Source organism: Herbaspirillum rhizosphaerae (assembly GCF_046025915.1).
Taxonomy (GTDB): Bacteria; Pseudomonadota; Gammaproteobacteria; order Burkholderiales; family Burkholderiaceae_D; genus Herbaspirillum; species Herbaspirillum rhizosphaerae_A.
The window spans coordinates 47,119-70,499 of record NZ_JAQQFR010000016.1 but is presented as its reverse complement, the minus strand read 5'-3'; the positions used below and the strand labels follow the sequence as shown (position 1 = coordinate 70,499).

Below are 23,381 nucleotides of genomic sequence, written 5' to 3'. Positions count from 1 at the left end.
TGACGAAAGTCAGGATCCAGTGTCGTGTTCAACCGTAGCCACGACACTGGATCCCAGCGTTCGCTGGGACGACGGTAATAAATGTGCCGGTTATGAACTGAATGGCAGTTGAGCGCTAGCCAAGGTCTCCGTAAGAAACGCACCTCGCAGTCATGGTAAGGTGACGGCAACTTAACTACTCGCCCCCACCATGTCCGTTGCTCGTCATATTGTCCAGGTTCATCCGCGTCTGCTGGTTGCCGTCGTTATCGGTGTATTGGGTTTTGTCTTGTGGCCTGCAGGCGAAACCATCACGCGCTTGCTGGTCGGCTGGAACGCGGGGGTCTTGTGTTATCTGCTGTCGATCTGGTTCATGATGCTGGGCGCCAAAGCGGCCGACGTCAAACGCCTGGCTGAAACCGAGGACGAGAGTGCGCAACTGGTGCTGGTCATGGTGTGCATTGCGGCAATCGCCAGCCTTGCCGCTATCATCGTCGAGCTGGCCGGCGCGTCGCATCTGGGCGAGCACAAGTTGCTGCGCTATGTCTTTACCGGCGGTACGGTGTTGGGATCGTGGTTTTTGATCGGTACCATGTTCACCTTGCATTACGCGCGCCTGTTCTATGGCGAAGACGATGATGCCGAACCGCCTCTGCGTTTCGCCGACGGTGAAAAAAATCCTGACTATTGGGACTTCCTGTACTTCTCTTTCACCATCAGCGTGGCGGTGCAGACCTCCGATGTCTGTGTCGGCACACGCGCTTTACGTAAAACCGTGCTGGCCCATTCGGTGATCGGCTTTCTCTTCAATGCGGCGATTCTGGGGTTGTCGATCAATATTGCGGCGAGCCTCACTAGCTGATCATCAGCAACACTCATATCAGGTCCAATATTTGCTCGCTAAAAAGTAAAAAGGGATGTGTTTGCACACATCCCTTTTTTACGTCCTCAACTGCTTAGCGGGCTATTGCCAGTTATTGCCAGCCGTAGCGGTTGGTATACCACTTCTTCATCAACTGAATCAGCGCGCCGTAAGCAATCAGTATCGCCAACAGCCACGGGAAGTAGCTCAGCGGCAGTGCCTGCAGCTTGAAGTAGCTGGCCAGCGGCGACATCGGCAGAATGATCCCGATGCACATGATGATCAGCGTCATGCCCATCAGCGGCCACGAAGCACGGCTCTGGATGAACGGGATGCGCTTGGTGCGGATCATGTGCACGATCAGCGTTTGCGACAGTAAGCCTTCGATAAACCAGCCCGATTGGAACAGGGTTTGATGATCCGGCGAGTTGGCGCCGAAGATGTACCACATCAGCGCAAAGGTGCTGATATCAAAGATCGAGCTGATCGGACCGAAGAACACCATGAAGCGGCCGATTTCACCCGGGTTCCAGCGTTGCGGCTTCTCGAGGAATTCCTTGTCGACATTGTCGAATGGGATGGAAATCTGCGAGACGTCGTACAGCAGGTTCTGCACCAGCAGATGCAAAGGCAGCATCGGCAGGAAGGGCAGGAAGGCGCTCGCCACCAGCACCGAGAAGACGTTGCCGAAGTTGGAACTGGCGGTCATCTTGATGTACTTGAGCATGTTGGCGAAGGTCTTGCGGCCTTCCAGCACGCCTTCTTCCAGCACCATCAGGCTCTTTTCCAGCAGGATCAGATCGGCGGCTTCTTTCGCGATATCGACGGCGGTATCGACTGAGATGCCGATGTCGGCCGCACGCAATGCCGGTGCATCGTTGATGCCGTCGCCCATGAAACCGACCACGTGACCCTTGTCGTGCAGCACGCGCACGATGCGCTCTTTGTGCGTCGGGCTGAGCTTGGCGAAGACGGTGGTCGTCTCAACGGCGACGGACAACTCTTCATCGCTCATCTTTTCCACGTGTGAACCGAGCAGCATGCCTTCGACTTCGAGGCCGACTTCGCGGCAGATCTTGGCGGTGACGAGTTCATTGTCACCGGTCAGGATCTTGACCGTGACGCCATGGGCGCGCAAGGCGGCCAGCGCAGGTTCGGTCGACTCCTTCGGTGGATCGAGGAAGGCGATGTAACCGATCAGCACCAGATCGGATTCATCGGCGACGCTGTAGGTTTCCTTGGTTGGCGGTAGATCCTTGGCGGCCACGGCCACCACGCGCAGACCTTCGGAGTTCAGACTGGCCGTGGTTCGCTTGATCTCTGCCAGCAGTTCCGGCGTGAACGGCACGATCTCACCGTTGTTACGTGCGTGGGTGCAGATCGAGACGATTTCTTCGACGGCACCTTTACAGATCAGCTCATGGTGATCTTCGCGTTCGCTGACGACCACCGACATGCGGCGGCGCTGGAAGTCGAACGGGATTTCATCAACCTTGCGATAGGCCGAGGCGATTGCCATCTCGCGTTGCAATTCGGCGTGTTCCAGCACGGCGACGTCGAGCAGGTTCTTCAGGCCGGTCTGATAGTAGCTGTTCAGATAGGCGTATTGCAGCACTTCGTCGTTCGGTTCGCCGAGGATGCCGGTGTGGCGCTCCAGGAAGATCTTGTCCTGCGTCAGCGTGCCGGTTTTGTCGGTACACAGCACGTCCATTGCGCCGAAGTTCTGGATCGCGTCGAGACGCTTGACGATGACCTTCTTGCGCGACAGCGCGACCGCACCTTTGGCCAGCGTCGATGTGACGATCATCGGCAGCATTTCCGGGGTCAGGCCGACCGCAATCGACAGGCCGAACAGGAAGGCTTCAACCCAGTCGCCCTTGGTGAAGCCGTTGATGAAGAACACGATCGGCGTCATCACCAGCATGAAGCGGATCAGCAGCCAGCTGACCTTGTTCACGCCCGACTGGAATGCTGTCGGGGTGCGGTCAGTGGCGGTGACGCGTTCCGCCAGCGCGCCGAAGTAGGTGCGCTTGCCGGTGGTCAGCACAACCGCGGTCGCCGAGCCGCTGACCACGTTGGTGCCCATGAAGCAGAGGTTATCCAGTTCCAGCGGGTTGCTGGCATCGACGCCGCGATGCTCGGCAAACTTTTCCACTGGCAGCGATTCGCCGGTCATGGCTGCCTGGCTGATGAACAAGTCTTTGGCAGCAATCAGGCGCAGGTCAGCAGGGATCATGTCGCCGGCAGACAACTGCACGATGTCGCCTGGCACCAGCTTCTTGATCGGCAGTTCGATGCGCTTGGCGCCCTTGGGATGCAAGGTGACATCGAAGTAACGCTGCGCTTCTTCGGCGATGTCGGCGACGATGTCATGGCGGATCACGGTCGCAGTGTTGCTGACCATTTCCTTGAGCTTGTCGGCGGCGGTGTTGGAGCGCGACTCCTGCACGAAGCGCATCAGCGTCGACACGACCACCATGGTGCCGATCACGATGGCGGCCTTCATGTCTTCGGTGTAGTACGAGACGGCGGCGAGCACGGTCAGCAGCAGGTTGAACGGGTTTTTGTAGCAATGCCACAGATGGACCCACCAGGTCAGTGGTTTTTCGTGTTCGACTTCGTTCGGCCCGACTTCGGCACGGATAGCGTCGGCTTCCTGTTCGGTCAGGCCGTCGGTGCGGGAACCCAGGTTTTTCAGCAGTTCGGACAGGTCGGTCTGGGAGGCGCTCACCAGGCTTTGCGCCACGGTTTGCGGGACTTCCTTGGTGGTCGGCGAGCTGCGGAACATGTCCACGCCGAGACGGCGGAAATGGCGATCCATGCCGCGTGCACGGATGAAGCTAGCGAAGGTTTCTTTCAACAGATCCAGATTCATGATGAAGCTCTTTTTCTTTGCAACAGTTTGCAGTACTGGGCCGGATAGCGCGCGGCAGTCCGGTTCGTGCAGTCATCGAAGGGGAAAAATCAGAAGGCGTCAAACTGTAACGAATCCTCCTGACATATCGATGACATACAGGCGATCAATGTGAAGGTAAATCGGGCATAAGGACTCCGCAGGTTGAGGTTGCGAAGACCCTTTCGTCGACATCTGGTTCTGCTGACGGCATGGCTGGTCCGGCCGGCAAAAGCCGGTCGCGAACGCATTCTCTCCGGTATGCGCAGGGATGCTAAGCGCGCAATGCCGGTAGAGGTGCGCCACGGGATCGGCAAGGGCGGAAAACGCCAATGCCGCACCCGCATAGCGGCGCGTCAGTCTGTGTTGTCTGTTGGTAAGGACATGCGCCTGAAGCGGCGAATGCCGGATGCCATCATCTGCTCGAGCAAGATGACGGCAGGGAGAAGTCCTGCGTTATCTTGCCGAGGTGAGCCGGGACGTTTCCCGGCAACAACTGTCACTCGAACAAGTGCCCATGAAAGGGACTCCATAAAAATAAGAACGGGCGGATTCTACCCCCGGGCTTTCTGCATGGTCAAGGCCATTTAACAACAGCGGGATGCGTCTGAGCGCTGCGATCACCGGGCCAAATGACGCGCGGATGGTGCACTGCGGGACATGTCCTCTCGAAACTATCCTTGTTTTATGTAGTAAGCGACCTATACTCAAATCATAAAGAAAACATGTAGGAGACAAAAATCATGCCGAATATCGTCACGAATAATCTCATGTTCTTTTTGCCCATGGCGTTTGCCGGATTGGTGTTGTTTGGCGAAGTGCCGGTAGCGTCGAAATTGGTGAGGACGGTATTGCGTGGAATCGGTGCCCTAGGTGGAGCACTGATTGCGCTTTTAGTGCTGGAGGTACTGCCAGTGCTAATTTAACGAGCTTTCTTGCTCGTTCGCTGCGGATCAAACTTCGATTTGTGGCGGTGGCTGGAACGCCGGAGGGAGTGCGTATTTGTATAAATCGACTCCAAAGACTCGTCGGGCGTTCCACCTTTGATTGCGAGGCCGTTGCGTCTTCCCCTAAGATGACGCGGCGGCCTTTTTATTTGTTCAGCGTCCTTCTACAACGAGGCAATCGCGTCCGCGATCTTTCGCCTGATACATCGCATGATCGGCGCGTTGGAGCCAGGAATAATGCGCTTCCATATCGCTGTGAAAACTCACGAGTCCGGCACTGATGGTGCAACCCCAGAGCATGTTGTCTGAGCTGCGATGCTGGCGCACTTGCTCAATGAGGCGGGCTGCCAGCGTTTCTGCCTCGCGCAGGCTGATGTCTTGCAGGATGACGACAAACTCTTCGCCGCCATAACGGCCGATCAGGTCATCGGTACGCAGGTTCTCTTTCAGCAACTGCGAAAAATTCTTCAGCACTTCATCGCCGACCAGATGGCCGTGCGTGTCGTTGATATTCTTGAAGTGATCGATGTCGAGCAATAGCAGGCAGGAACTACGTTTTTTCTCATGGCAGGCATCGAATTCTTCAATCAGCAGCGACTCCCAATAACGACGGTTAAGTAGACCAGTGAGGCCGTCGCGTTGGCTGACGGTTTCAAATTCACGCGAACGTTCGGCGAGTTTTTTAGACATGTCGTAGGTCGACTTGCCCAGCGCCAGCGGGTAAAGCGCTAGCATCGGCAGGCAGGCAACCACGGTGTATAGATCAGCCTCCGGTGCGAACCGGAAGTCGAGCAGCAACAGACCGATCAATGCCCCGAACACGCTGCCGAGTAAGCCGCGCAGGAATAGCCTGGTGCCGCCTGCCGCAATATTATCCATCGATAGCATGGCGAGAATGACTGCGCTCGGCACCAGACTGCCGTGCATTGCGATGATCCAGAAGCCGCCGAAACCGGTATCGGCGACCAGGTTCATGCGCTCGGTGCGATACGGAATTTTGCTGCTGAGCGCAACACGATAAGCAACGTGCGGCCAGATGTAGCCATGGAAAATCAGCAGCGCCCACAGCGGCCAGCCGACTGGATTTTGCAGGAAAGCAGCGGCAACGCAGAAAAATCCGATCGACAAACCGATGACGCGCAGTGCGTAAATGCGTTTGACGAAGCGCACGCCCTTGCCGATGAGTTCTTCAGGCGACGGAGAATCGCCGAAAGCCCGTTGCGCCCGTTTGAAAGAAAAAAACGATGCCGGTCGCGCACGCGATTTTTCGCTTCTGGAACGGGGTTTGGGTGAGGGCATGGTGAGCAAGGCTTTTCGGCGGCAATAAAGGAATCAAGGGCAGGGTGAAGTCGGTGCCACGGCGTAACAAATAATGAATAAGTTACGTAACTTGCATTGAACCAATGTAGCTAGGTTACAACATAAGTCGGCGCTTCACCATCATGGGGCGGCGGAATGTACACATAAATATGCCGATAGACGGACATATAATGCCGATTCCTTCCTGATTGGCGTGTTATGCAGATTTTTAAAGAATTCCGGACCCTGGCATTTCTCATCACAGCTTTTTGTAGCGTAGCAACGATCTCTCCGGTGACGGCGCAAGCACAGGAGTTGCCGCTGGTGGTGACCACCACACTCAAGCAAGCAAAAATTCCCGTAAAAAATGTCGGCGTCTTTGTGCAGGAAGTCGATGCCGCACGCCCCATGCTCAGCTTCAATGCTGCGGCACCGTTCAATCCCGCATCGGTGATGAAACTGATCACGACCGACGCTGCGCTGGAGTTGTTGGGGCCGACCTTCAACTGGAAGACCCAGGCCTACGTCGAAGGCGCGCTCAGTGGCGGCGTTCTGACGGGAGACCTCGCCATCAAAGGCAGCGGCGATCCCAAGCTGGTGATGGAAAATTTCTGGATGTTTTTGCGCCAGATCCGCGCCAAGGGCGTGCGCGATATTCGTGGCAACGTCGTGCTTGACCGCAGTGCATTCGAAGAGAACGTGTATGACCCTGCGCAGTTTGACGGCGATCCGCAAAAGCCCTACAACGTCGGCCCCGACGCGTTGCTGCTGAATTACAAAACGATCGCTTTGCGTTTTATTCCCGATGAAGCTACGGGGCAAATCAGTGTGACGATGGAGCCGCCCTTGGTTGGCTATAACCTGGTCGCGCCGCGCTTGTCGAAAGAAGCCGTCTGCGGCGACTGGCAGAGCAAATTGCAAGCCGACGTCGGTGTCAGCACTGCGGCTTTTAACGGCAGCTACCCCGCTGCCTGCGGCGAGAAGGTTTGGTATATCCACCCTTATCGCATGAACTCGACGCAATACTTCGGCGGTGTGCTGCGTCAGATGTGGAGCGATCTTGGCGGCACGATTTCCGGCAAGGTCGTACCGGGTAATGTAGCGTCTTCTGCGAGTGTGTTCGCTGAGTGGCAATCGCCTGCCGTCCCGGAAGTCATTCGCGATATCAACAAGTACAGCAATAACGTGATGGCGCGCCAGGTTCTGTTGACCATCGGTGCGCAAATGTCGCAGGCACCCGGCAGCACCCAACGCGGAGCAAGTGCGATCCGCAACTGGTTGTCCGGAAAAGGCATCGGCGCGGATGAACTGGTGATCGAAAACGGCGCGGGCTTGTCGCGCAATGAGCGTGTGGCGCCGAATACGCTGGGTCAGGTCTTGGTGGCAGCCTTCCATTCACCGGTGATGCCGGAATACATCGCGTCCATGCCGCTGGTCGGTTATGACGGCACCATGCGTAAACGCTTGCGCAGTGAAAGCGTGGCAGGACAGGCGCATATCAAAACCGGCTCGCTCAACGATGTGCGTTCGGTCGCCGGCTTTGTGCAGGCGTCATCAGGAAAGATGTATGTCGTGGTGTGCCTGATCAATCACCCCAATGCGCCGTTCGGCCAGGCCGCGCAGGATGCCTTGTTGCAGTGGGTATTTGATAAGGGCTGATGTAGAACGCAGTGATCTGTCTTGCCGCCCTCATTCGCGATGGAGGAGGGCGGCAATTTTATGATCAGGTTTTGAAGTATTTTCAGAGTATCAACGGCCGGTCCGACAGCTGATTCTTGTGTTTGTCCTGATCGGGGAAATGCACCGCCAGCAGCTCGTTGAGTTGTGTCAGCGCCAGCAGCAGGCTGTCGTGATAATTTTTCCCCGCAAAACCAAGCGTCATGGTTTGGCACACCGCATGCCAGTCGTCGCGTTTGAGTGCTTTGCCGACGGTGCGATCAGGCAAAATCTCCACCTTGTGATCCGCAACGTTGATGTAGATCAGAATGCCGCAGTTTTCTTCTGTATCCCATATCCGATAGTGCGAGAACAACTCGTGTGCACGTGCGCGCGAAGACTCACCGCGCAACACGGTATTGAGCGGTAATGCCGCTTCAACGATCAGGCGGATTTCTGCGCGATGCTGTTTTTCTCCGGCTGCGATGCAGGCTTGTACTGCTTGCAGCGTTGAACGTGGAAACAGATTGCGCGCCTGGCTGCGCGTGGCGGTAAGATGTTTGAACAGGCGATTGAGTTTAGCCATTACCAGTCTCCCGAGGCGCCGCCGCCGTCAAAGCCGCCGCCACCGCCCGAAAATCCACCACCCGAGCTGCTGCCTGATCCGCCGCCAAAACCACCGCTGCTGAATCCACCGCTACGACTGCCACGATTCTGAACAGCATCGCTCAGAATGCTGCCGATGATGACGCCTGCCGTGTGTCCCCAGTCATTGTTGTTGAGGTTATTGCGAGGACGGCGGCGTACGAACAGGATGACGCCGAAAAAGACAGCTAGGAATAGAACGACGGCAATCAGCTCAATCCAGCCGCCATCCTCTTGCGCGGAAGCCTGTTTTGCTTTTTCTGCGGCCGGCAGATGTTCTTCATCCAACAAACTGGTCAGCGCTGATACGCCTGCTGCGAGGCCGCCGTAATAGTCGTTCTGGCGGAAATGTGGGGCGATGACGTCTTCCAGGATGCGTTTCGATTTCGCATCCGTCAGGCTGCCTTGCACACCGCGACCAGCTTCGATACGCAGGCGGCGCAGCGCCTTGGGGTTGGCCTTGGCGACGATGAGGATGACGCCGTCGTCAATGCCTTTGCGTCCGAGCTTCCAGGCATCGGCGACGCGGATGCCGTATTGCTCGATGGCTTCCGGCGCGGTACTGGAAATCAGCAGGACCGCGATCTGGCTGCCGGTGCGAATCTCGTAATCGACCAGCACCTGATCGAGTGCGCGGCGCTGCTGTTCTTCCAACATCTGCGCCTGATCGATCACATGTGAACTCAACGCCGGAACGGCAACGAAATCCTGCGCACCGGCAAGTTGCAGAAAGCCGGCGAGCAGGATGCTCAGGAAGAACGCCGGAAGGGCGCGAAAAGACGGCATAGTGAAACTTACTTACCGAAATTGACGGCAGGCGCGGTGGAGATTGCCTTCTCGTTGTCAACCGTGAAGGACGGCTTGACCGGATAGCTGAAAATCTTGGCGGTGATATTGGTCGGGAAGCTGCGCGCCAGCACGTTGTATTCCTGTACCGAGACGATATAGCGTTGGCGTGCCACGGTGATACGGTTTTCGGTGCCTTCCAGTTGCGATTGCAGATCTCGGAAGCTGGTGTCCGCCTTGAGTTGCGGATAGTTTTCCGATACGGCCATCAGACGCGACAGCGCGGACGATAACTGGCCTTGCACCTGCTGGAACTTATTGAAGGCTTCAGGGTTGGTCAACACTTCCGGTGTGATCTGAAAACTGGTCGCGGCGGCGCGCGCCTTGGTGACGGCTTCCAGCGTATCTTTTTCATGCGCGGCATAACCCTTGACGGTATTGACGAGATTGGGAATCAGGTCGGCGCGGCGCTGGTATTGGTTGACGACTTCACTCCAGGCGGCCTTGGTGGCTTCATCCTTGGCTTGGAAATCGTTGTAGCCGCAGCTGCTCAGGGTCAATACGGAAGCGGCGATAGCCAGCCATGCGAACCATTTTTTCATTGTATTTCTCTCGAAAATTAAAACATTCGCTACTGTGATCAGTCCTTGGATGGCCGTCAAGTACTGCTTTAAAACACGATGCTAATGCTCTCAAGACGCCCCAAATGGTGCCTCAAATGCAGGGTTTCTGGCCCGGTCGCGTTACAATGTCGTACCTGTATATATTAAAGCGCTAAGGTTTACCGTGACATTTATCGACAAATTATCCGCTGCGTGGAAGGCCAACAATTCTCTGCTATGTGTCGGCCTGGACCCGGATATCGCCAAATTTCCGGCGGAATGGAAGAACCAGCCGGATGCGATTCTGGCGTTCTGCAAGGGCATCATCGATGCCACCGCCGACGTGGCATGCTCCTTCAAGCCGCAGATTGCCTACTTTGCCGCTTTGCGTGCCGAAGATCAACTGGAAGAAATCTGCAGCTACATCCGTACCCGCTATCCGCATATTCCGATCGTGCTGGATGCCAAGCGCGGCGATATCGGTGCTACCGCCGAGCAGTACGCGCGTGAAGCCTTTGAGCGCTATGGCGCACATGCGGTGACGGTGAGCCCGTATATGGGATTTGATTCGGTCGCGCCCTATCTGGAATGGAAAGATCGTGGCGCCATCGTGTTGTGCCGTACGTCCAACGCCGGCGGTTCCGATTTGCAATTCCTGAATATTGACGGCGTGCCTCTGTATCAGCACGTGGCGCGTCTGGTGGCAGACAAGTGGAACACCAACGGTCAGTGTGGCCTTGTCGTGGGCGCGACTTTCCCGGAAGAGCTGGCACAAGTGCGCAGCATCATCGGCGACATGCCTTTGCTGGTGCCGGGTGTCGGTGCGCAGGGCGGCGACGTGGCTGCGACGGTCAAGTCCGGTAAAACGGCGGATGGAGCGGGGATGATGATCAATTCGTCGCGCGCCATCTTGTACGCCAAGCCGGAAGACGGCGAAGACTACGCCGCGGCAGCACGCCGTGTGGCGCTGGAAACGCGTGATGCGATCAATCAGTATCGTTGAGATGCTTGCACTTTGCATGCACTAGAGCACTAAGCCTCATCAAGAAAAAAGAGCCGCTGCGATCTGAACGCAGCGGCTCTTTTTACATCTGGCATGTGTAAGCGTCAGGCATTGATGATACTGATGACGCTGTTTCTATCTCGTTCAGGTCAGCATGCGCAACAGGCCTTGGAGGGAATGCACGACAGCCTGTTCGCGCACAGCCTGACGGTCGCCGGCGAACACCAGGCGTTCGGTGAAGGTCTGATCGCCGACTTTCCAACCGAAGCAGACCGTGCCGACGGGTTTGCCGGGGACTGCGCCGCCAGGACCGGCGATGCCGGTCGTGGAGACGGCGACATCCGAACTGCTGTTGGCAATCGCGCCTTCGGCCATGGCGGCGGCGATTTCTTCGCTCACGGCGCCGTGCTGGGCGATCAGCGCTTCCGAAATATCCAGCAGTTCATTTTTCGATACGTTGGAATAGGTCACGAAACCGCAGTCGAACCATTCCGAGGAGCCGGCGATTTCCGTGATGGCTTGTGCAACGCCGCCGCCAGTGCAGGACTCGGCGGTCGAGAGCAACAACTTCCTGGCTTTGAGCGCTTGGCCGACGCGTGCGGCGAGGTCTGTCGAGGTGTCCATGTTGATGTCATCCTTCGTTGTTTGCGGGTGGTGGTCAACGTGTGATGAGAGGCAACTCCCATGCGACAAGCATACTCTTGTTGGACGCTCTTTAAAACCTGTTCACGATCTTACATCGAGCGCCAGAACGCAAATACGAGCAGCGTATAAAACGCTGCAACGATGTCGTCCCACATCACGCCAAACCCACCTTTGAAGCGGCGATCGAAATAAGCAATCGGCGGCGGTTTGACCATATCGAAAAAACGGAACCAGACGAAAGCCCAGCATTGCGTCTTGAGATCTGCTGGCGTCAGCAACACCAGCACCAGCCAGAAAGCGATGATTTCGTCCCACACCATGCTGCCATGGTCCGGCGCACCAAGATCGCGGCCGGTACGATGGCAGGCCCAGACACCGACGAAAAAGCCCACGCCGATAATGATCAGCCAGGTCAGCGGCGTAAAGACGGCCGGCCAGCGCACGCTCAGCACGGCATAGGCCAGCCAGGCGAACAAGGTGCCGGAGGTGCCCGGCATGATTGGCGACAAGCCGCTGCCGAAACCTTGCGCCAGCCAATGCGCCGGATGCGCCAGCATGAAGCGCGCGGTCGGGCGTACCGATTTATTGAGTTGCGCCTTCCGGCCCGGTTCTATTGTTGTTGTCATGAAGTGAAATGGTCGAAAGAAGTCAGTGCAAGATCCAGTGGCTCACCGCCCGCATCCACTAGGCGCAGTCCCGGCATGGATTCGATGACGCCGACGCGAGTGACCTCGGTACCTGTCTTTTCGGCAGCGGCGAGGACTTGTTCGCGACGGCTTTGTGGTGCGGTGAAACAGAGTTCGTAATCATCCCCGCCGGACAGCGTGAAGCGGCGCCGCAGTTCTTGCGTTTGTTGCTTGAGGATGCTGCCGGGCGGTAAGGCGTCGGCATCGAGACGCGCACCGACATGAGAGCGCTCAAGGATGTGGCCGAGGTCGCCTGCAAGGCCGTCCGACACATCGATAGCAGCATGAGCGATGCCGCGCAGCGCCAAACCGAGCTCCACACGGGGTGTGGGCTGGTGCATGCGTTGTGCCGCAACGTGGTGCGCTTCAGTCGCCAACGACAGTTCGTGGCGATAGGCTGCCAATGCCAGCCGCGCATCGCCGAGCGTGCCGGACACCCAGATGTCGTCGCCGTCTTTTGCCGCATCGCGGCGCAGTGCTTGCGTGAACGGAATTTCTCCGAACACGGTGATACTGATGTTGAGTGGGCCCTTGGTGGTATCGCCGCCGACCAGTTCGCAGCCGTGTTCATCTGCGAGTTTCAGCAGCCCGCGTGCGAATGGTTCCAGCCAGTCTTCGCGTGCTTCCGGCAGCGAGAACGCCAGTGTGAACGCGATCGGCTGCGCACCCATGGCTGCCAGATCCGATAGGTTGACGGCCAGGCATTTATGCCCAAGCGCATACGGATCAGCATGTGGAAAGAAGTGGCGGCCCTCGACCAGCATGTCGGTCGACACCGCCAATTGCATGCCGGGTGCAGGTGTGAGCAAGGCGCAGTCATCGCCAACGCCGAGCGCGGTACGGCTGCCCGGTACCGGTGGACGTGTGAAATAGCGGGAGATGAGTTCAAATTCGGAGAGCATGGGCGTGATTGTAACGAATGCGTCATCAAATCCTTGTAATTAATCCTGGTAATTCTTCGCAGGATGTTCAGAAGAGTAATTGGTATGACCATTTTGGTGAAGGTTTTACCTGTGAACCGGGCGCACCAAGTTGCGCCCGAAGCCGCACCAGTATTGGGTCTTGGAATGCTGCGCTGCGCCATGAATCAGTAGTTTCCACCCTATGAGAGTGAGCCGACCTCTGCTAAAATCGCAGGTCTTCGACAAGTCTAAAAGAGAACGCAGAGTATGGATTCGATGATCAGCAAGAAAGAAGAATTGCGTCAGCAACTTCGCCAGGCAGCGCTGGAGTACCATGAATTTCCAACGCCGGGCAAGATCAGCGTCACGCCCACCAAGCTACTAACCAATCAACGAGACCTGTCTCTGGCGTACTCGCCGGGTGTCGCTGCAGCCTGCGAAGAAATCGTTGCGGATCCCGCCAACGCATTCAAGTACACCGCGCGCGGCAATCTGGTTGCAGTCATCAGTAACGGCACCGCCGTGCTCGGTCTGGGCAACATCGGCCCGCTGGCTTCCAAGCCGGTGATGGAAGGCAAGGGCGTGCTGTTCAAGAAGTTCGCCGGCATCGACGTCTTCGACATCGAAATCAACGAAACTGATCCGGACAAACTGTGCGACATCATCGCCTCGCTGGAACCAACTTTCGGCGGTATCAACCTGGAAGACATCAAGGCGCCTGAGTGCTTCTACATTGAACGCAAACTGCGCGATCGCATGAAGATCCCGGTCTTCCATGACGATCAGCACGGCACCGCGATCATCGTTGGCGCAGCGATCCTGAACGGCCTGAAGGTCGTCGGCAAGAGCATTAAAGAAGTGAAGCTGGTTGTCTCCGGTGCGGGCGCAGCAGCGCTGGCTTGCCTGGATCTGATCGTCGATCTCGGCTTCCCGATCGAGAACATTTACGTCACCGACCTGGCCGGCGTGGTCTACAAGGGCCGCGTCGAACTGATGGATCCGGACAAGGAACGCTTCGCACGCGAAACCGATGCACGTACCCTGGCTGACGTCATCCCTGACGCTGATATTTTCCTCGGCGTGTCCGCCGGCGGCGTGCTGAAGCAAGACATGGTCAAGAAGATGGCGCCGCGTCCGCTGGTGCTGGCACTGGCCAACCCGACACCGGAAATCCTGCCGGAAGAAGTGATGGCAGTGCGCGACGACGCGATCATCGCCACCGGCCGCTCCGACTATCCGAACCAGGTTAATAACGTCCTGTGCTTCCCGTACATCTTCCGCGGTGCGCTGGATTCCGGCGCCACGACGATCACACGTGAAATGGAAATCGCTGCCGTACACGCGATTGCCGAACTGGCGCAAGCCGAGCAATCCGATATCGTGGCAGCGACCTACGGCGTGACCAATCTGTCGTTCGGCCCCGAATACATCATCCCGAAGCCGTTCGATCCGCGTCTGATGATCAAGATCGCGACTGCGGTTGCGCGCGCTGCCGAGACTTCCGGCGTGGCCGCACGTCCGATTCCGGACATGAACGCCTACGCGGAAAAGCTGGAACAGTTCGTCTACCACAGCGGCACCTTCATGCGTCCGATCTTCCAGGCGGCGAAGAAAGCCCCGGAAGCCAAGAAGCGTATCGTCTTTGCCGAAGGCGAAGAAGAGCGCATTCTGCGTGCGGTGCAAGTCATCGTCGACGAATGCCTGGCCAAGCCGATTCTGGTCGGCCGTCCGGAAGTGCTGGAACAGCGTATCAAGAAGTTTGGTCTCCGTCTGCGTCCGAACGTCGACTTCGAAGTCATCAATCCTAACTTCGACGAACGCTATCGCGACTACTGGCAGACTTTCCTGGAGATGACCAAGCGTCGTGGCGTCACCGAACAATACGCGAAGCTGGAAATGCGCCGCCGTCACACGCTGATCGGTTCCATGGCCATCCACAAGGGTCACGCCGACGGCATGATCTGCGGTACCTACGGCACCACGCAGCTGCATTTGCACTATATCGATCAGGTATTGGGCAAGCGCGAAGGCGTCAACGTCTACGCGGCCATGAACGGCGTCATTCTGCCGAGCCGCCAATTGGTGCTGGTTGACACGCACGTCAATGAAAACCCGACCGCAGAACAGCTGGCGGAAATCACCATCATGGCAGCAGAAGAAATGCGCCGCTTTGGTCTGCATCCACGAGCAGCATTGCTGTCGCATTCGAATTTCGGTTCCAGCAACAGTGAATCGGCAATCAAGATGCGTACCGCACTGAAGCTGATTCAAGAGCAGGCTCCAGAGCTGGAAGCCGACGGCGAAATGCATGGCGACACGGCACTTGATCCGAAACTGCTGGCGCAAATCATGCCGGATTCGCCACTGAAGGGCGATGCCAACCTGTTGGTGATGCCAAACATCGACGCTGCCAATATCGCTTACAACCTGCTCAAGACAGCGTCCGGCAACGGCGTGGCAATCGGTCCTATCCTGTTGGGTTGCGCCAAGCCGGTGCACATCCTGACCGCATCGGCTACAGTGCGCCGTATCGTCAACATGACGGCACTGTGTGTCATGGACGCGATGTCGGAGCGTTAATCCGGAGAGTCTTAATCGACTGATTCAAGCTTCAAAACAAAGCGGCGCATTTCGAAAGAAGTGCGCCGCTTTTGTATTTGCCGCTATGTATCTTCAGCAGGAGAGATCGTTTTTTTTGAGGGGAGGGCAGAATTTTGGGTCAGTTCCTGGTCAATAAATTCGTGTTGAGCGCTTGCTGCGACGATCTATTTTTTGCTGCATAAGTACAACATACTCGATCCAATTTCATAAAAATCAGCATTTTGTAAGAATATCTTTACAACCGGTTACATTTAAAAGTTAATATAAATAGGAATTATTACTATTAACATTTAAATTGGGTGTCTACATGCAGTTCCGCATCAAGCCGAGCTATCTGGCTGTCCTGACAACATTGTCGCTTACCTCCATTGCAATAAATAACGCCTTTGCTCAGACAGCCGGCAGCCTGCCTGAAGTCCAGGTCAGCGGTGCCCGTGACGGTTACGTTGCGCCCACTTCCGTCAGCGCCACGAAGAGCGAAGCGCCGCTGCGTGATATTCCCCAAACCATCAATGTGATCTCCGCTGAAGTGATCCGCGATCAGCATGCGACGTCCTTGCAAGACATCCTGAGAAACGTCCCAGGCGTCGGCTTGTCCACCGGTGATGGTCAGCGCGATCAGGTTTTCATTCGTGGCTTTACAGCGATTGGCGACCAGTTTGTTGACGGCTTCCGTGACGATGCGCTGTATTTCCGTGATCTGTCCAACGTTGAGCGTCTGGAAGTCATCAAGGGCCCAGCGGCGGTTTTATACGGCCGCGGCTCCTCGGGTGGCCTGATTAATCGGGTTTCGAAGAAGCCGGGCGTTGACATCGCTGATGTCAGCGTCAGTTTGACCAGCACTGCCGGCCGTCGCGGAGAAATTGATCTGGGACGTAGCGGCGAGACGGTGTCGTGGCGTCTGACCGGCGCGCGCGAGCAATCGGACAGCTATCGTGCACAGCAATTCATCGATCGCACCGCGATCGCGCCTTCGGTGGAGTTCAAGTTTTCTTCCGATACCAAATTGCTGCTGCAAGCCGACTATCTGGAAGATCGTCGTCTGACTGACTTTGGTATTCCGTCTTATCAGGGTCGCCCGGTCAGCGTCGATCCTGGCTCCTACTATGGAGCGGCCAATGCGCGCGACGCTGACTTCAGCCAGTCGCGTGTAGCGTCGACAGCAGCAACATTGACTCATCGTTTCAATGACAGCCTGTCGCTGCGCAATGCGTTCCGTTATTACCAATACAAGCTGAACCGCAACAACACCAACATCAGCGGCAACGTCAATGAAGTTGCCCGCACCATGCAGTTTGGGCATGCAGCCTTGTATCGTGACGAAAGCGGTTGGTTCAACCAGACTGAACTGACACAAAAACTGACGATTGCCGGTACCAAACATGAAATCCTTTATGGCGTGGAAGTTGGCCAGCAAAGCAAGGATTCGGTAAGCTCCAGCGGCCCGACGTCGGCGGCGACCTCGATCTTCAATCCGGTTTTGCCCACGATTAATCCAAGCGCGGTGACTGTGACCAACCGTACCTTCGGCACCTATGACACGCTGGCCGGTTATGTGCAAGACACGATCGCGTTCAGCGACCAATGGAAAGCACTGCTCGGTATCCGCTACGACAGCTTCAAGCAACAATCGCGCGTCGTCACGACCAGTACAGCCAATTTGTCGCGTACCGACAATGCTTATAGCCCACGCGCCGGCTTAGTTTGGCAGCCAAGCGAAACACAGTCGTATTACTTGTCGTGGAGCCGCTCGTTCCAGCCGTCGGGCGAAACCTTGCCGCTGGCGACGAACAATGCGGACCTCGCACCAGAAAATACGCGCAATACCGAAATCGGCGCGAAGTATGATTTCTGGGAAGGCCGTGCTAATGCGACCGTGTCGATTTTCCGCCTCGAACGTGACAACATGAAGGCGACGATTCCGGGCACAACGACCATCATCCCGGTCGGGAAACAACGTACAGACGGCGCTGAAGTGACATTCGCGGCCGACCTGAAGCAAGGTTGGAAGGTATTGGCTGGCTATGCCTACCTGGACGCTAAGGTGATTGAATCCGTAGCTGTAGACGCAAGCGTGAACAGCCCGGCGAACGTTCCATTTAAGGGTAAGGCGGCAACGCTGACGCCAAAGCATAGTGCGAACTTATGGCTGACCAAAGACATCGGTAACGGCTTCACGGTCGGTGGCGGTGCCAACGCTGTCGGCAGCCGTTTTGCCAATCCGGGCAATACCGTCACTTTGCCGGGCTACCTTACTGCCGATGCGATGGCCGTCTACAAGGCAGAAAAATATTCGGTGCAGTTGAACGTCAACAACATCTTCAACACCGGTTATATCGTCTCCGGTCACGGCACCAGCCCGAATCTGAGCTTGCCGGGCGCACTGCGTAACGTTGCACTGACCCTGCGTTATTCGATGTAAGCAACAATCGTTGTTTCAGTTAAAAAGCCTCGGATGCGTTTTGCATCGGAGGCTTTTTTCATGGCGCTGTCTGATCGACGGTGGTGCGCTTACTTCGGCAATACCCGCGCCAGCCATTGGCCGACATCTTCGATTTCTTCCTGACAGACCGAGTGCTGCATCTGGTATTCATGCCATTCAATCTGATAGCCGAAGGTGTTGAGCAAATCGCGTGATTCCTCAGCACGTTGCATGACCACCACCGGATCCTGGCGGCCATGGGCCATGAAGATCGGCGTAGTCTGATTGGCGGAGCTGGACTCCACCGCAATGGTCCCTGCCAGCGGCAAATAGCCGGACAGGCACATCAGGCCTGCCAGTTTCTCGGGATGGCGCAAACCGGTTTGGAGGGTCATCGCACAGCCCTGTGAGAAACCCGCAAGCACGATGCGCTCAGCCGGAATGCCGCGCGCCTTTTCCTTGGCGATCAGCGCCTCTACCATCGCTTGCGACGCGCGCAGTCCTGGCTCGTCTTCGCGACGCACCAGATCCGGGCCGAAGATGTCGTACCAGGCGCGCATCACATAGCCCCCATTGACCGTCACCGGCATGGTAGGCGCCGTCGGAAAGATGAAGCGGATCGGCTGGGACCCCGACAGATCGAGTTCGCGCACAATCGGTACGAAGTCATTGCCGTCGGCACCGAGGCCGTGCAGCCAGATGACGGCAGCAGCAGGATTGGGCGCAGTTTCGATTTCGATGGTTTGGAGGAGAGCGGCTGGTGAGGACATGGAAGTTTTCTTCGATTCGGGATTGTGCAGCTTTGGTGCACAATACGGGTTTGCAGTAGAGATACTTCTTGGGCTTTGAAAGCGCCATGATACGACGATATCACCAGAAAATGTCTGCGCCGAATCTCTGCACAGTTTCAATGGAGAACCCTGATGAAAAAAATGCTGGCCTTGTTACTGCTCCAGGCAAGTCTGCTTGTTTCTGCGTCGTCGAATGCGGCGCTGCTCGAAGGTAATGTGTTTCAGCCCAGCGGCGAAAATCTGGTGGTGCAGCCGCCTTCCGGCTGGCGGCTCGCGTACATGAACGGCAGTCCGACCGGCGACTATGTCGTTGAATTCATGCCGCAAAACGAAAGCCACGAGAACTGGCGCGAAGGCTATATGTCGGTGCAGCGCGGCACCGCGGATCTCAGCGCCGGTACGCATCTTTCGACGCAAATCGTCCAGCGTGTGCTGCAAGGTGCGCAGCGCAACTGCGCAGGTCATTTCACGCCGATGAAGCAAAAAGACAGCATGACCAACGGTGCTTACACGTCCATCAGCGGTGGTTTTTGCGACCGTCTGGGAAGTACGGCGCCATTTGGAGAAGGCAGCCTCATTGCCGTCTTTGAAGGCACAAGAAATCTGTTTCTGGTGCAGTTCGGCTGGCGTCCGGCAACCGAAAACGAACTCAAGGGAAATCCTTTACGCATTACGCCGCAGAAGCTGCAGCAATATCTCGACCTGCTGAATCGTGCAACGATCTGTGGCGGCCAGGATCAACTGACTTGTCCGCGTTAGGCAATCTCAGCCAACCTGCAGTAGCTTGAATCGGCCATGGCGAGGCGTCAGTGTATGAGTAGAAGGGTGAGCTGACCGCTCACCCGAGCCATCAGCCCTCAATCATCGAACCTTCAAGCATCGACACTTCAAGAATTCGAAACACGTAAATTATTTCGCCGGGCGAATTGCCGACTTGGGACGGAAAGCCTTGCACACGGCTTCGTTGGTCTCGACGTAGGGGCCGCCGATGAGGTCAATGCAGTACGGCACGGCAGCAAAAATGCCGGGCACAAGTTGCTTGCCTTCCCCATCCTTGACGCCTTCCAGCGTTTCCTTGATGGACTTGGGCTGGCCGGGCAGATTCATGATCAGGGCGGCGTGATCTGAGGTTTCACGGATCACCGCGACCTGGCGCGACAAAATGGCAGTAGGAACGAATTGCAGGCTGATCTGGCGCATTTGCTCGCCGAAGCCGGGCATTTCCTTGGTGGCAACTGCCAGTGTGGCTTCCGGCGTCACATCGCGGCGCGAAGGGCCGGTGCCGCCGGTAGTCAGCACCAGATCGCAACCGATGTCATCCACCAGCTCGATCAGGGTTTTCTCGATTTGTGCGCGCTCGTCGGGGATCAGGCGGGTTTCCATGCGCCACGGGCTGGTCAGCGCAGCGCCGAACCAGTCTTGCAGCGCCGGAATGCCTTTGTCTTCATAGACGCCACCGGAAGCACGGTCAGAGATCGACACCAGGCCGATCAGCAGTTCGTCCGGATCAGTCTTCTTGCTCATCTTCCAACTCATCCGCACCATCTTCAGCGCCTTCTGTGGCATTGGCGCCACGCGAAGCGACTTGCAGCTGCTTGAGAATCTGGAAAAGTTCGCGATATGCCTTGGGCGGCTTGTTTTCCGCTTGTTCCTTGCGGGCATTACGAATCAGCGTGCGCAAGTGTTGCACGTCGAGATCGGGATGCTGGGCAAGCAACTCAGTGAGGGCATTGTCGTCTTTCAACAACTTTTCGCGACGGCGCTCAAGAGCGTGCATCGAGGCAGTGTCTGCTTTGGACAGACCGCGCCAGCTGTCGAGCGTACGCTGGATGGCGGCGATTTCGTCTTCATCCAGGGTGCGCATCTTCTTGCCGACGTATTGCATTTGGCGGCGACGCCCTTCGTGGTCCTTGATTTGCTGGCATTCAAGGATGACGTCACGTACGTCTTCGGGCATAGGCACGCGTTTGACACGGTCGCGTGGCTCGGCAACCAGTTCTTCGCCCAGTTTCTGCAACGCAGTCATTTCGCGTTTCAGTTGGGATTTGGAGGGACGGTCGTATTCCTGCTCGAATTCGTTGGATTGGAAGCCGCAGGACCCGCGATTGGGATTTGGCATGATTCAGATAAATAAGCTAAACGACTGCTATGATACCCGTTTTATACGCATTTCGAAGAAAACAGGCCAATGAGCGATACCGTATTTACCCACAGTCAAGACCAATTGAAGCAGCTTGCACAAGATGTGTTGCGTTATGCCAAGGAAAAAGGCGCATCCGATGCGGCGGTAGACATCAGCGAGGGTAGCGGGCTGTCGGTAGCGGTGCGCAAGGGCAAGATCGAGACCATTGAGCAGAATAAGGACAAGGGCATCGGCGTCACCGTCTACATGGGCGAAGGTCGCAATGTTCGCCGCGGCAATGCCAGTACGTCCGATTTCTCGCAGCAGGCGCTGAAAGAAACCGTCGAAGCGGCCTACAACATCGCCCGCTTCACCGCGATCGACGATTGCGCCGGCTTGCCGGATGTCGAAAATCTCGAAATGAATCCGCGCGATCTCAAGCTGTGCACGCCATGGCTGATCACAGCGGAAGAGGCCGTCGAACTGGCGCAACGCTGCGAAGCGGCAGCGCTGTCGGTCGATAAGCGCATCACCAATAGCGAAGGCGCAAGCGTCTACGCGCAGCAATCGCATTTTGTCGCCGCTAACTCGCGCGGCTTCATCGGTGGTTATCCCTTCTCGCGCCATACGATTTCAGTTGCACCGATCGCCGGCAAAGGCGGCAACATGCAGCGCGACGACTGGTATTCGTCAATGCGCGATCCGAAGAAGCTGGCCAAGCCGGAAGCCATCGGCCGCTACGCCGCTGAACGTGCTTTGGCGCGTCTGAATGCTTGCAAGCTGTCCACACGCAAATGCCCGGTGCTGTTCGAAGCACCGCTGGCGGCCGGATTGCTGGGCGCCTTCGTGCAAGCTGTTTCGGGTGGTGCTCTGTATCGCAAATCCACTTTCCTGCTCGATTCGCTGGGCAAGCAAGTTCTGCCGGATCACATCCAGATTCTGGAAGATCCGCACGTCATCGGTGGCGTCGGCTCTGCACCCTTCGATGAAGAAGGCGTCAAGACGCATCGCCGTGAGGTGGTCAAAGACGGTGTGGTGCAAGGTTACTTCCTCTCCACGTATTCGGCGCGCAAGTTGGGCATGGAAACCACCGGCAACTCGGGTGGTTCGCACAACTTGTCGATAACCTCGTCGCTGACCACTGCAGCCGACACCTTCAAGGGCATGCTGAAAAAGCTCGATACCGGTTTGCTAGTGACCGAACTGATGGGGCAGGGCGTGAATTACGTGACCGGCGACTACTCGCGCGGCGCCTCAGGCTATTGGGTTGAAAAGGGCGTGATCCAATACCCTGTGGAAGAAATCACGATCGCCGGCAACATGAAAGACATGCTGCGCCAGATCGTCGCCATCGGTAACGACACGCTGATCCGCGGCACCAAGGAAACTGGCTCCATCCTGCTGGAAAACATGACCATCGCGGGCGACTGATATCGACTCCGTTCTTCTGTAGTTCCTCTCATACAGCTGCCTGATTTTTTCGTCAGGCAGCTGTTCAAGCATAGCGCTTATCAGGTTCCTGATAGCGGTTCATCCTCCTCCGTTTTTCGATTGCGATCACGACGATAAAAAGGTCGTTCGATTTCGAATAGACCGTTGTATCTCTGAAAATTCCCTCTGTGCGATGTGATCCCGGCAACTGCGCGACTAAAATCCGGCCTCAGCTTTGCCCGGCAACAGCACGTGTCTGTCTGTTTGGGATGGAGCTTGATGAACCACACTGCGACGGAGGATTTTGATGAAATCTACGATGTATTTTTTTTGCGGCAAGGCGCTGCACGCGACGCTGTTATCCACGATCATGCTGGCTGGTACCGGATCTGCTGCAATGGCTGAAAGTACGCATTTTGACTACGCGCATCAGGCAGAGTGGAACCAAGTGCATGGCGATCGTCAATCACCGATTGCGCTCGATGTGAACAAGGCGACGCCCGATCTCGACGACGATGCAGACGACAGCATCAGGATCTCGGGCAGGACCAGCGACGCCGTCGTGGTGGACAACACTAATACGATACAAGTTAACGTCTTACCAGGAAATTTTGCGACTATTCGCGGGCGCCGTTTTCAACTGCAGCAATTCCACTTTCATACCCCTAGCGAACATGTAGTCAACGGCAAGCGATATCCGCTCGAATTGCACCTCGTCTACAAGGCCAAAAACGGTCGTCTGGCGGTGATCGGCGTCCTGTTTCAGGAGGGCGCCGTTAATCCGGCATTTGACGCCATCATGCGACGTGTCATACGTGCAGGGCGGGCGGAACCGATGCGCGAGTTTGATATCAGCCAATTGTTGCCGGCAAACTTGAGTTACTTCCACTATCTCGGCTCGTTGACGACACCGCCGCTGAGCCAAAATGTCGAGTGGCATGTTCTGCCGCAGCCGATCACATTGTCGTCTGCTCAGTTAGACGATTTTCATCGTTACTACACGGCCAACAGCCGAGCTTTGCAGCCGCGGAATGATCGTGAAGTGTTGTATCACCAAGAGACAAAACCTTAACGCCGGCACTCGTGTCGCCGGTGGTACCCAAACATCC

20 protein-coding genes are annotated in these 23,381 nt (G+C 56.6%); 9 read left to right on the top strand and 11 right to left on the bottom strand.

The genetic code is table 11. The features are described from left to right. Positions 1 to 190: 190 nt before the first annotated feature. Complete coding sequence (locus PQR63_RS21085) at positions 191 to 841, top strand: DUF1345 domain-containing protein (RefSeq protein WP_408169905.1); 651 nt, start codon at positions 191 to 193, stop codon at positions 839 to 841. Between the two features lie 112 nt (positions 842 to 953). On the opposite strand, the gene mgtA is transcribed toward PQR63_RS21085, so the two are convergent. After that, positions 954 to 3,716 carry a magnesium-translocating P-type ATPase gene (gene mgtA / locus PQR63_RS21080; protein ID WP_408169904.1) on the bottom strand — a complete coding sequence of 921 codons (2,763 nt, stop codon included), beginning with the start codon at positions 3,714 to 3,716 and terminating at the stop codon, positions 954 to 956. Positions 3,717 to 4,477: 761 nt separating this feature from the next. On the opposite strand from mgtA, the gene PQR63_RS21075 reads away from it, so the two are divergent. Next, complete coding sequence (locus tag PQR63_RS21075; RefSeq protein WP_094563126.1) at positions 4,478 to 4,660, top strand: hypothetical protein; 183 nt, start codon at positions 4,478 to 4,480, stop codon at positions 4,658 to 4,660. A 174-nt stretch (positions 4,661 to 4,834) separates the two neighbouring features. Here PQR63_RS21075 and PQR63_RS21070 read toward each other — a convergent pair whose 3' ends face one another. Then, positions 4,835 to 5,980, bottom strand: coding sequence for a diguanylate cyclase (locus PQR63_RS21070; protein WP_408169903.1), 1,146 nt, complete (start codon positions 5,978 to 5,980; stop codon positions 4,835 to 4,837). 219 nt (positions 5,981 to 6,199) lie between these two features. Here PQR63_RS21070 and dacB point away from each other — a divergent pair, with 219 nt between their 5' ends. Next, complete coding sequence (dacB, locus tag PQR63_RS21065; RefSeq protein ID WP_408169902.1) at positions 6,200 to 7,639, top strand: D-alanyl-D-alanine carboxypeptidase/D-alanyl-D-alanine endopeptidase; 1,440 nt, start codon at positions 6,200 to 6,202, stop codon at positions 7,637 to 7,639. Positions 7,640 to 7,721: 82 nt separating this feature from the next. Here the strand turns inward: dacB and PQR63_RS21060 are convergent, their stop codons facing one another. From PQR63_RS21060 to PQR63_RS21050, 3 genes are read right to left on the bottom strand one after another with little or no spacing between them, the layout of a single operon-like run. Next, positions 7,722 to 8,222 (bottom strand): TPM domain-containing protein, encoded by a 501-nt coding sequence (locus PQR63_RS21060; RefSeq protein WP_408169901.1) that lies wholly within the window; start codon positions 8,220 to 8,222, stop codon positions 7,722 to 7,724. After that, complete coding sequence (locus PQR63_RS21055) at positions 8,222 to 9,067, bottom strand: TPM domain-containing protein (protein ID WP_408169900.1); 846 nt, start codon at positions 9,065 to 9,067, stop codon at positions 8,222 to 8,224. Before PQR63_RS21055 ends, PQR63_RS21060 begins: the two co-directional genes overlap by 1 nt. 8 nt (positions 9,068 to 9,075) lie before the next feature. Next, the gene (locus PQR63_RS21050) at positions 9,076 to 9,669 is read right to left on the bottom strand and encodes a LemA family protein (RefSeq protein WP_408169899.1); all 594 of its coding nucleotides are present in this window, start codon (positions 9,667 to 9,669) and stop codon (positions 9,076 to 9,078) included. Positions 9,670 to 9,853: 184 nt separating this feature from the next. On the opposite strand from PQR63_RS21050, the gene pyrF reads away from it, so the two are divergent. Next, entirely contained in the window at positions 9,854 to 10,672 is an 819-nt protein-coding gene (gene pyrF, locus PQR63_RS21045) for an orotidine-5'-phosphate decarboxylase (protein ID WP_408169898.1), read from the top strand. Between the two features lie 144 nt (positions 10,673 to 10,816). Here the strand turns inward: pyrF and PQR63_RS21040 are convergent, their stop codons facing one another. The 3 genes from PQR63_RS21040 to thiL all read right to left on the bottom strand — a co-directional run bounded on the left by PQR63_RS21040 (position 10,817) and on the right by thiL (position 12,905). Next, positions 10,817 to 11,296 carry a CinA family protein gene (locus PQR63_RS21040; protein ID WP_050475787.1) on the bottom strand — a complete coding sequence of 160 codons (480 nt, stop codon included), beginning with the start codon at positions 11,294 to 11,296 and terminating at the stop codon, positions 10,817 to 10,819. 110 nt (positions 11,297 to 11,406) lie between these two features. Further along, positions 11,407 to 11,943, bottom strand: a complete 537-nt coding sequence (locus PQR63_RS21035; protein WP_408169897.1) for a phosphatidylglycerophosphatase A family protein — start codon at positions 11,941 to 11,943, stop codon at positions 11,407 to 11,409. Next, the gene (thiL, locus tag PQR63_RS21030; RefSeq protein WP_408169896.1) at positions 11,940 to 12,905 is read right to left on the bottom strand and encodes a thiamine-phosphate kinase; all 966 of its coding nucleotides are present in this window, start codon (positions 12,903 to 12,905) and stop codon (positions 11,940 to 11,942) included. The genes PQR63_RS21035 and thiL overlap by 4 nt, the downstream gene beginning before the upstream one ends. A 267-nt stretch (positions 12,906 to 13,172) precedes the next feature. Between thiL and PQR63_RS21025 the strand changes: the two genes are divergently transcribed. Both PQR63_RS21025 and PQR63_RS21020 read left to right on the top strand, forming a co-directional pair. After that, positions 13,173 to 15,485, top strand: a complete 2,313-nt coding sequence (locus PQR63_RS21025) for an NADP-dependent malic enzyme (protein ID WP_408169895.1) — start codon at positions 13,173 to 13,175, stop codon at positions 15,483 to 15,485. Between the two features lie 328 nt (positions 15,486 to 15,813). Further along, positions 15,814 to 17,928: a TonB-dependent receptor gene (locus tag PQR63_RS21020; RefSeq protein WP_408169894.1), complete on the top strand. Its 2,115-nt coding sequence runs from the start codon at positions 15,814 to 15,816 to the stop codon at positions 17,926 to 17,928. An 89-nt stretch (positions 17,929 to 18,017) separates the two neighbouring features. Here the strand turns inward: PQR63_RS21020 and PQR63_RS21015 are convergent, their stop codons facing one another. Further along, on the bottom strand, positions 18,018 to 18,698 hold the full coding sequence (locus PQR63_RS21015; RefSeq protein ID WP_408169893.1) for an alpha/beta hydrolase: 681 nt from the start codon (positions 18,696 to 18,698) through the stop codon (positions 18,018 to 18,020). A 153-nt stretch (positions 18,699 to 18,851) separates the two neighbouring features. Between PQR63_RS21015 and PQR63_RS21010 the strand changes: the two genes are divergently transcribed. Continuing rightward, positions 18,852 to 19,478 (top strand): hypothetical protein, encoded by a 627-nt coding sequence (locus PQR63_RS21010; RefSeq protein WP_408169892.1) that lies wholly within the window; start codon positions 18,852 to 18,854, stop codon positions 19,476 to 19,478. A 150-nt stretch (positions 19,479 to 19,628) separates the two neighbouring features. Here the strand turns inward: PQR63_RS21010 and mog are convergent, their stop codons facing one another. Both mog and yjgA read right to left on the bottom strand, forming a co-directional pair. Beyond that, positions 19,629 to 20,243, bottom strand: a complete 615-nt coding sequence (gene mog, locus PQR63_RS21005; RefSeq protein WP_408169891.1) for a molybdopterin adenylyltransferase — start codon at positions 20,241 to 20,243, stop codon at positions 19,629 to 19,631. After that, positions 20,227 to 20,838 carry a ribosome biogenesis factor YjgA gene (gene yjgA / locus PQR63_RS21000; RefSeq protein WP_408169890.1) on the bottom strand — a complete coding sequence of 204 codons (612 nt, stop codon included), beginning with the start codon at positions 20,836 to 20,838 and terminating at the stop codon, positions 20,227 to 20,229. The genes mog and yjgA overlap by 17 nt, the downstream gene beginning before the upstream one ends. A gap of 69 nt (positions 20,839 to 20,907) precedes the next feature. On the opposite strand from yjgA, the gene pmbA reads away from it, so the two are divergent. Together pmbA and PQR63_RS20990 are read left to right on the top strand one after the other, a co-directional pair. Then, positions 20,908 to 22,272, top strand: coding sequence for a metalloprotease PmbA (pmbA, locus tag PQR63_RS20995; protein ID WP_408169889.1), 1,365 nt, complete (start codon positions 20,908 to 20,910; stop codon positions 22,270 to 22,272). Positions 22,273 to 22,579: 307 nt separating this feature from the next. Next, the gene (locus PQR63_RS20990; protein ID WP_408169888.1) at positions 22,580 to 23,344 is read left to right on the top strand and encodes a carbonic anhydrase; all 765 of its coding nucleotides are present in this window, start codon (positions 22,580 to 22,582) and stop codon (positions 23,342 to 23,344) included. Positions 23,345 to 23,381 lie beyond the last annotated feature (37 nt).

Bases quoted from the DNA above. Each gene is read 5' to 3' on its own strand.
- PQR63_RS21085 (WP_408169905.1), top strand. From the start codon at position 191: ATGTCCGTTGCTCGTCATATTGTCCAGGTTCATCCGCGTCTGCTGGTT.
- mgtA (WP_408169904.1), bottom strand. From the start codon at position 3,716: ATGAATCTGGATCTGTTGAAAGAAACCTTCGCTAGCTTCATCCGTGCA.
- PQR63_RS21075 (WP_094563126.1), top strand. From the start codon at position 4,478: ATGCCGAATATCGTCACGAATAATCTCATGTTCTTTTTGCCCATGGCG.
- PQR63_RS21070 (WP_408169903.1), bottom strand. From the start codon at position 5,980: ATGCCCTCACCCAAACCCCGTTCCAGAAGCGAAAAATCGCGTGCGCGA.
- dacB (WP_408169902.1), top strand. From the start codon at position 6,200: ATGCAGATTTTTAAAGAATTCCGGACCCTGGCATTTCTCATCACAGCT.
- PQR63_RS21060 (WP_408169901.1), bottom strand. From the start codon at position 8,222: ATGGCTAAACTCAATCGCCTGTTCAAACATCTTACCGCCACGCGCAGC.
- PQR63_RS21055 (WP_408169900.1), bottom strand. From the start codon at position 9,067: ATGCCGTCTTTTCGCGCCCTTCCGGCGTTCTTCCTGAGCATCCTGCTC.
- PQR63_RS21050 (WP_408169899.1), bottom strand. From the start codon at position 9,669: ATGAAAAAATGGTTCGCATGGCTGGCTATCGCCGCTTCCGTATTGACC.
- PQR63_RS21040 (WP_050475787.1), bottom strand. From the start codon at position 11,296: ATGGACACCTCGACAGACCTCGCCGCACGCGTCGGCCAAGCGCTCAAA.
- PQR63_RS21035 (WP_408169897.1), bottom strand. From the start codon at position 11,943: ATGACAACAACAATAGAACCGGGCCGGAAGGCGCAACTCAATAAATCG.
- thiL (WP_408169896.1), bottom strand. From the start codon at position 12,905: ATGCTCTCCGAATTTGAACTCATCTCCCGCTATTTCACACGTCCACCG.
- PQR63_RS21025 (WP_408169895.1), top strand. From the start codon at position 13,173: ATGGATTCGATGATCAGCAAGAAAGAAGAATTGCGTCAGCAACTTCGC.
- PQR63_RS21020 (WP_408169894.1), top strand. From the start codon at position 15,814: ATGCAGTTCCGCATCAAGCCGAGCTATCTGGCTGTCCTGACAACATTG.
- PQR63_RS21015 (WP_408169893.1), bottom strand. From the start codon at position 18,698: ATGTCCTCACCAGCCGCTCTCCTCCAAACCATCGAAATCGAAACTGCG.
- PQR63_RS21010 (WP_408169892.1), top strand. From the start codon at position 18,852: ATGAAAAAAATGCTGGCCTTGTTACTGCTCCAGGCAAGTCTGCTTGTT.
- mog (WP_408169891.1), bottom strand. From the start codon at position 20,243: ATGAGCAAGAAGACTGATCCGGACGAACTGCTGATCGGCCTGGTGTCG.
- yjgA (WP_408169890.1), bottom strand. From the start codon at position 20,838: ATGCCAAATCCCAATCGCGGGTCCTGCGGCTTCCAATCCAACGAATTC.
- pmbA (WP_408169889.1), top strand. From the start codon at position 20,908: ATGAGCGATACCGTATTTACCCACAGTCAAGACCAATTGAAGCAGCTT.
- PQR63_RS20990 (WP_408169888.1), top strand. From the start codon at position 22,580: ATGAAATCTACGATGTATTTTTTTTGCGGCAAGGCGCTGCACGCGACG.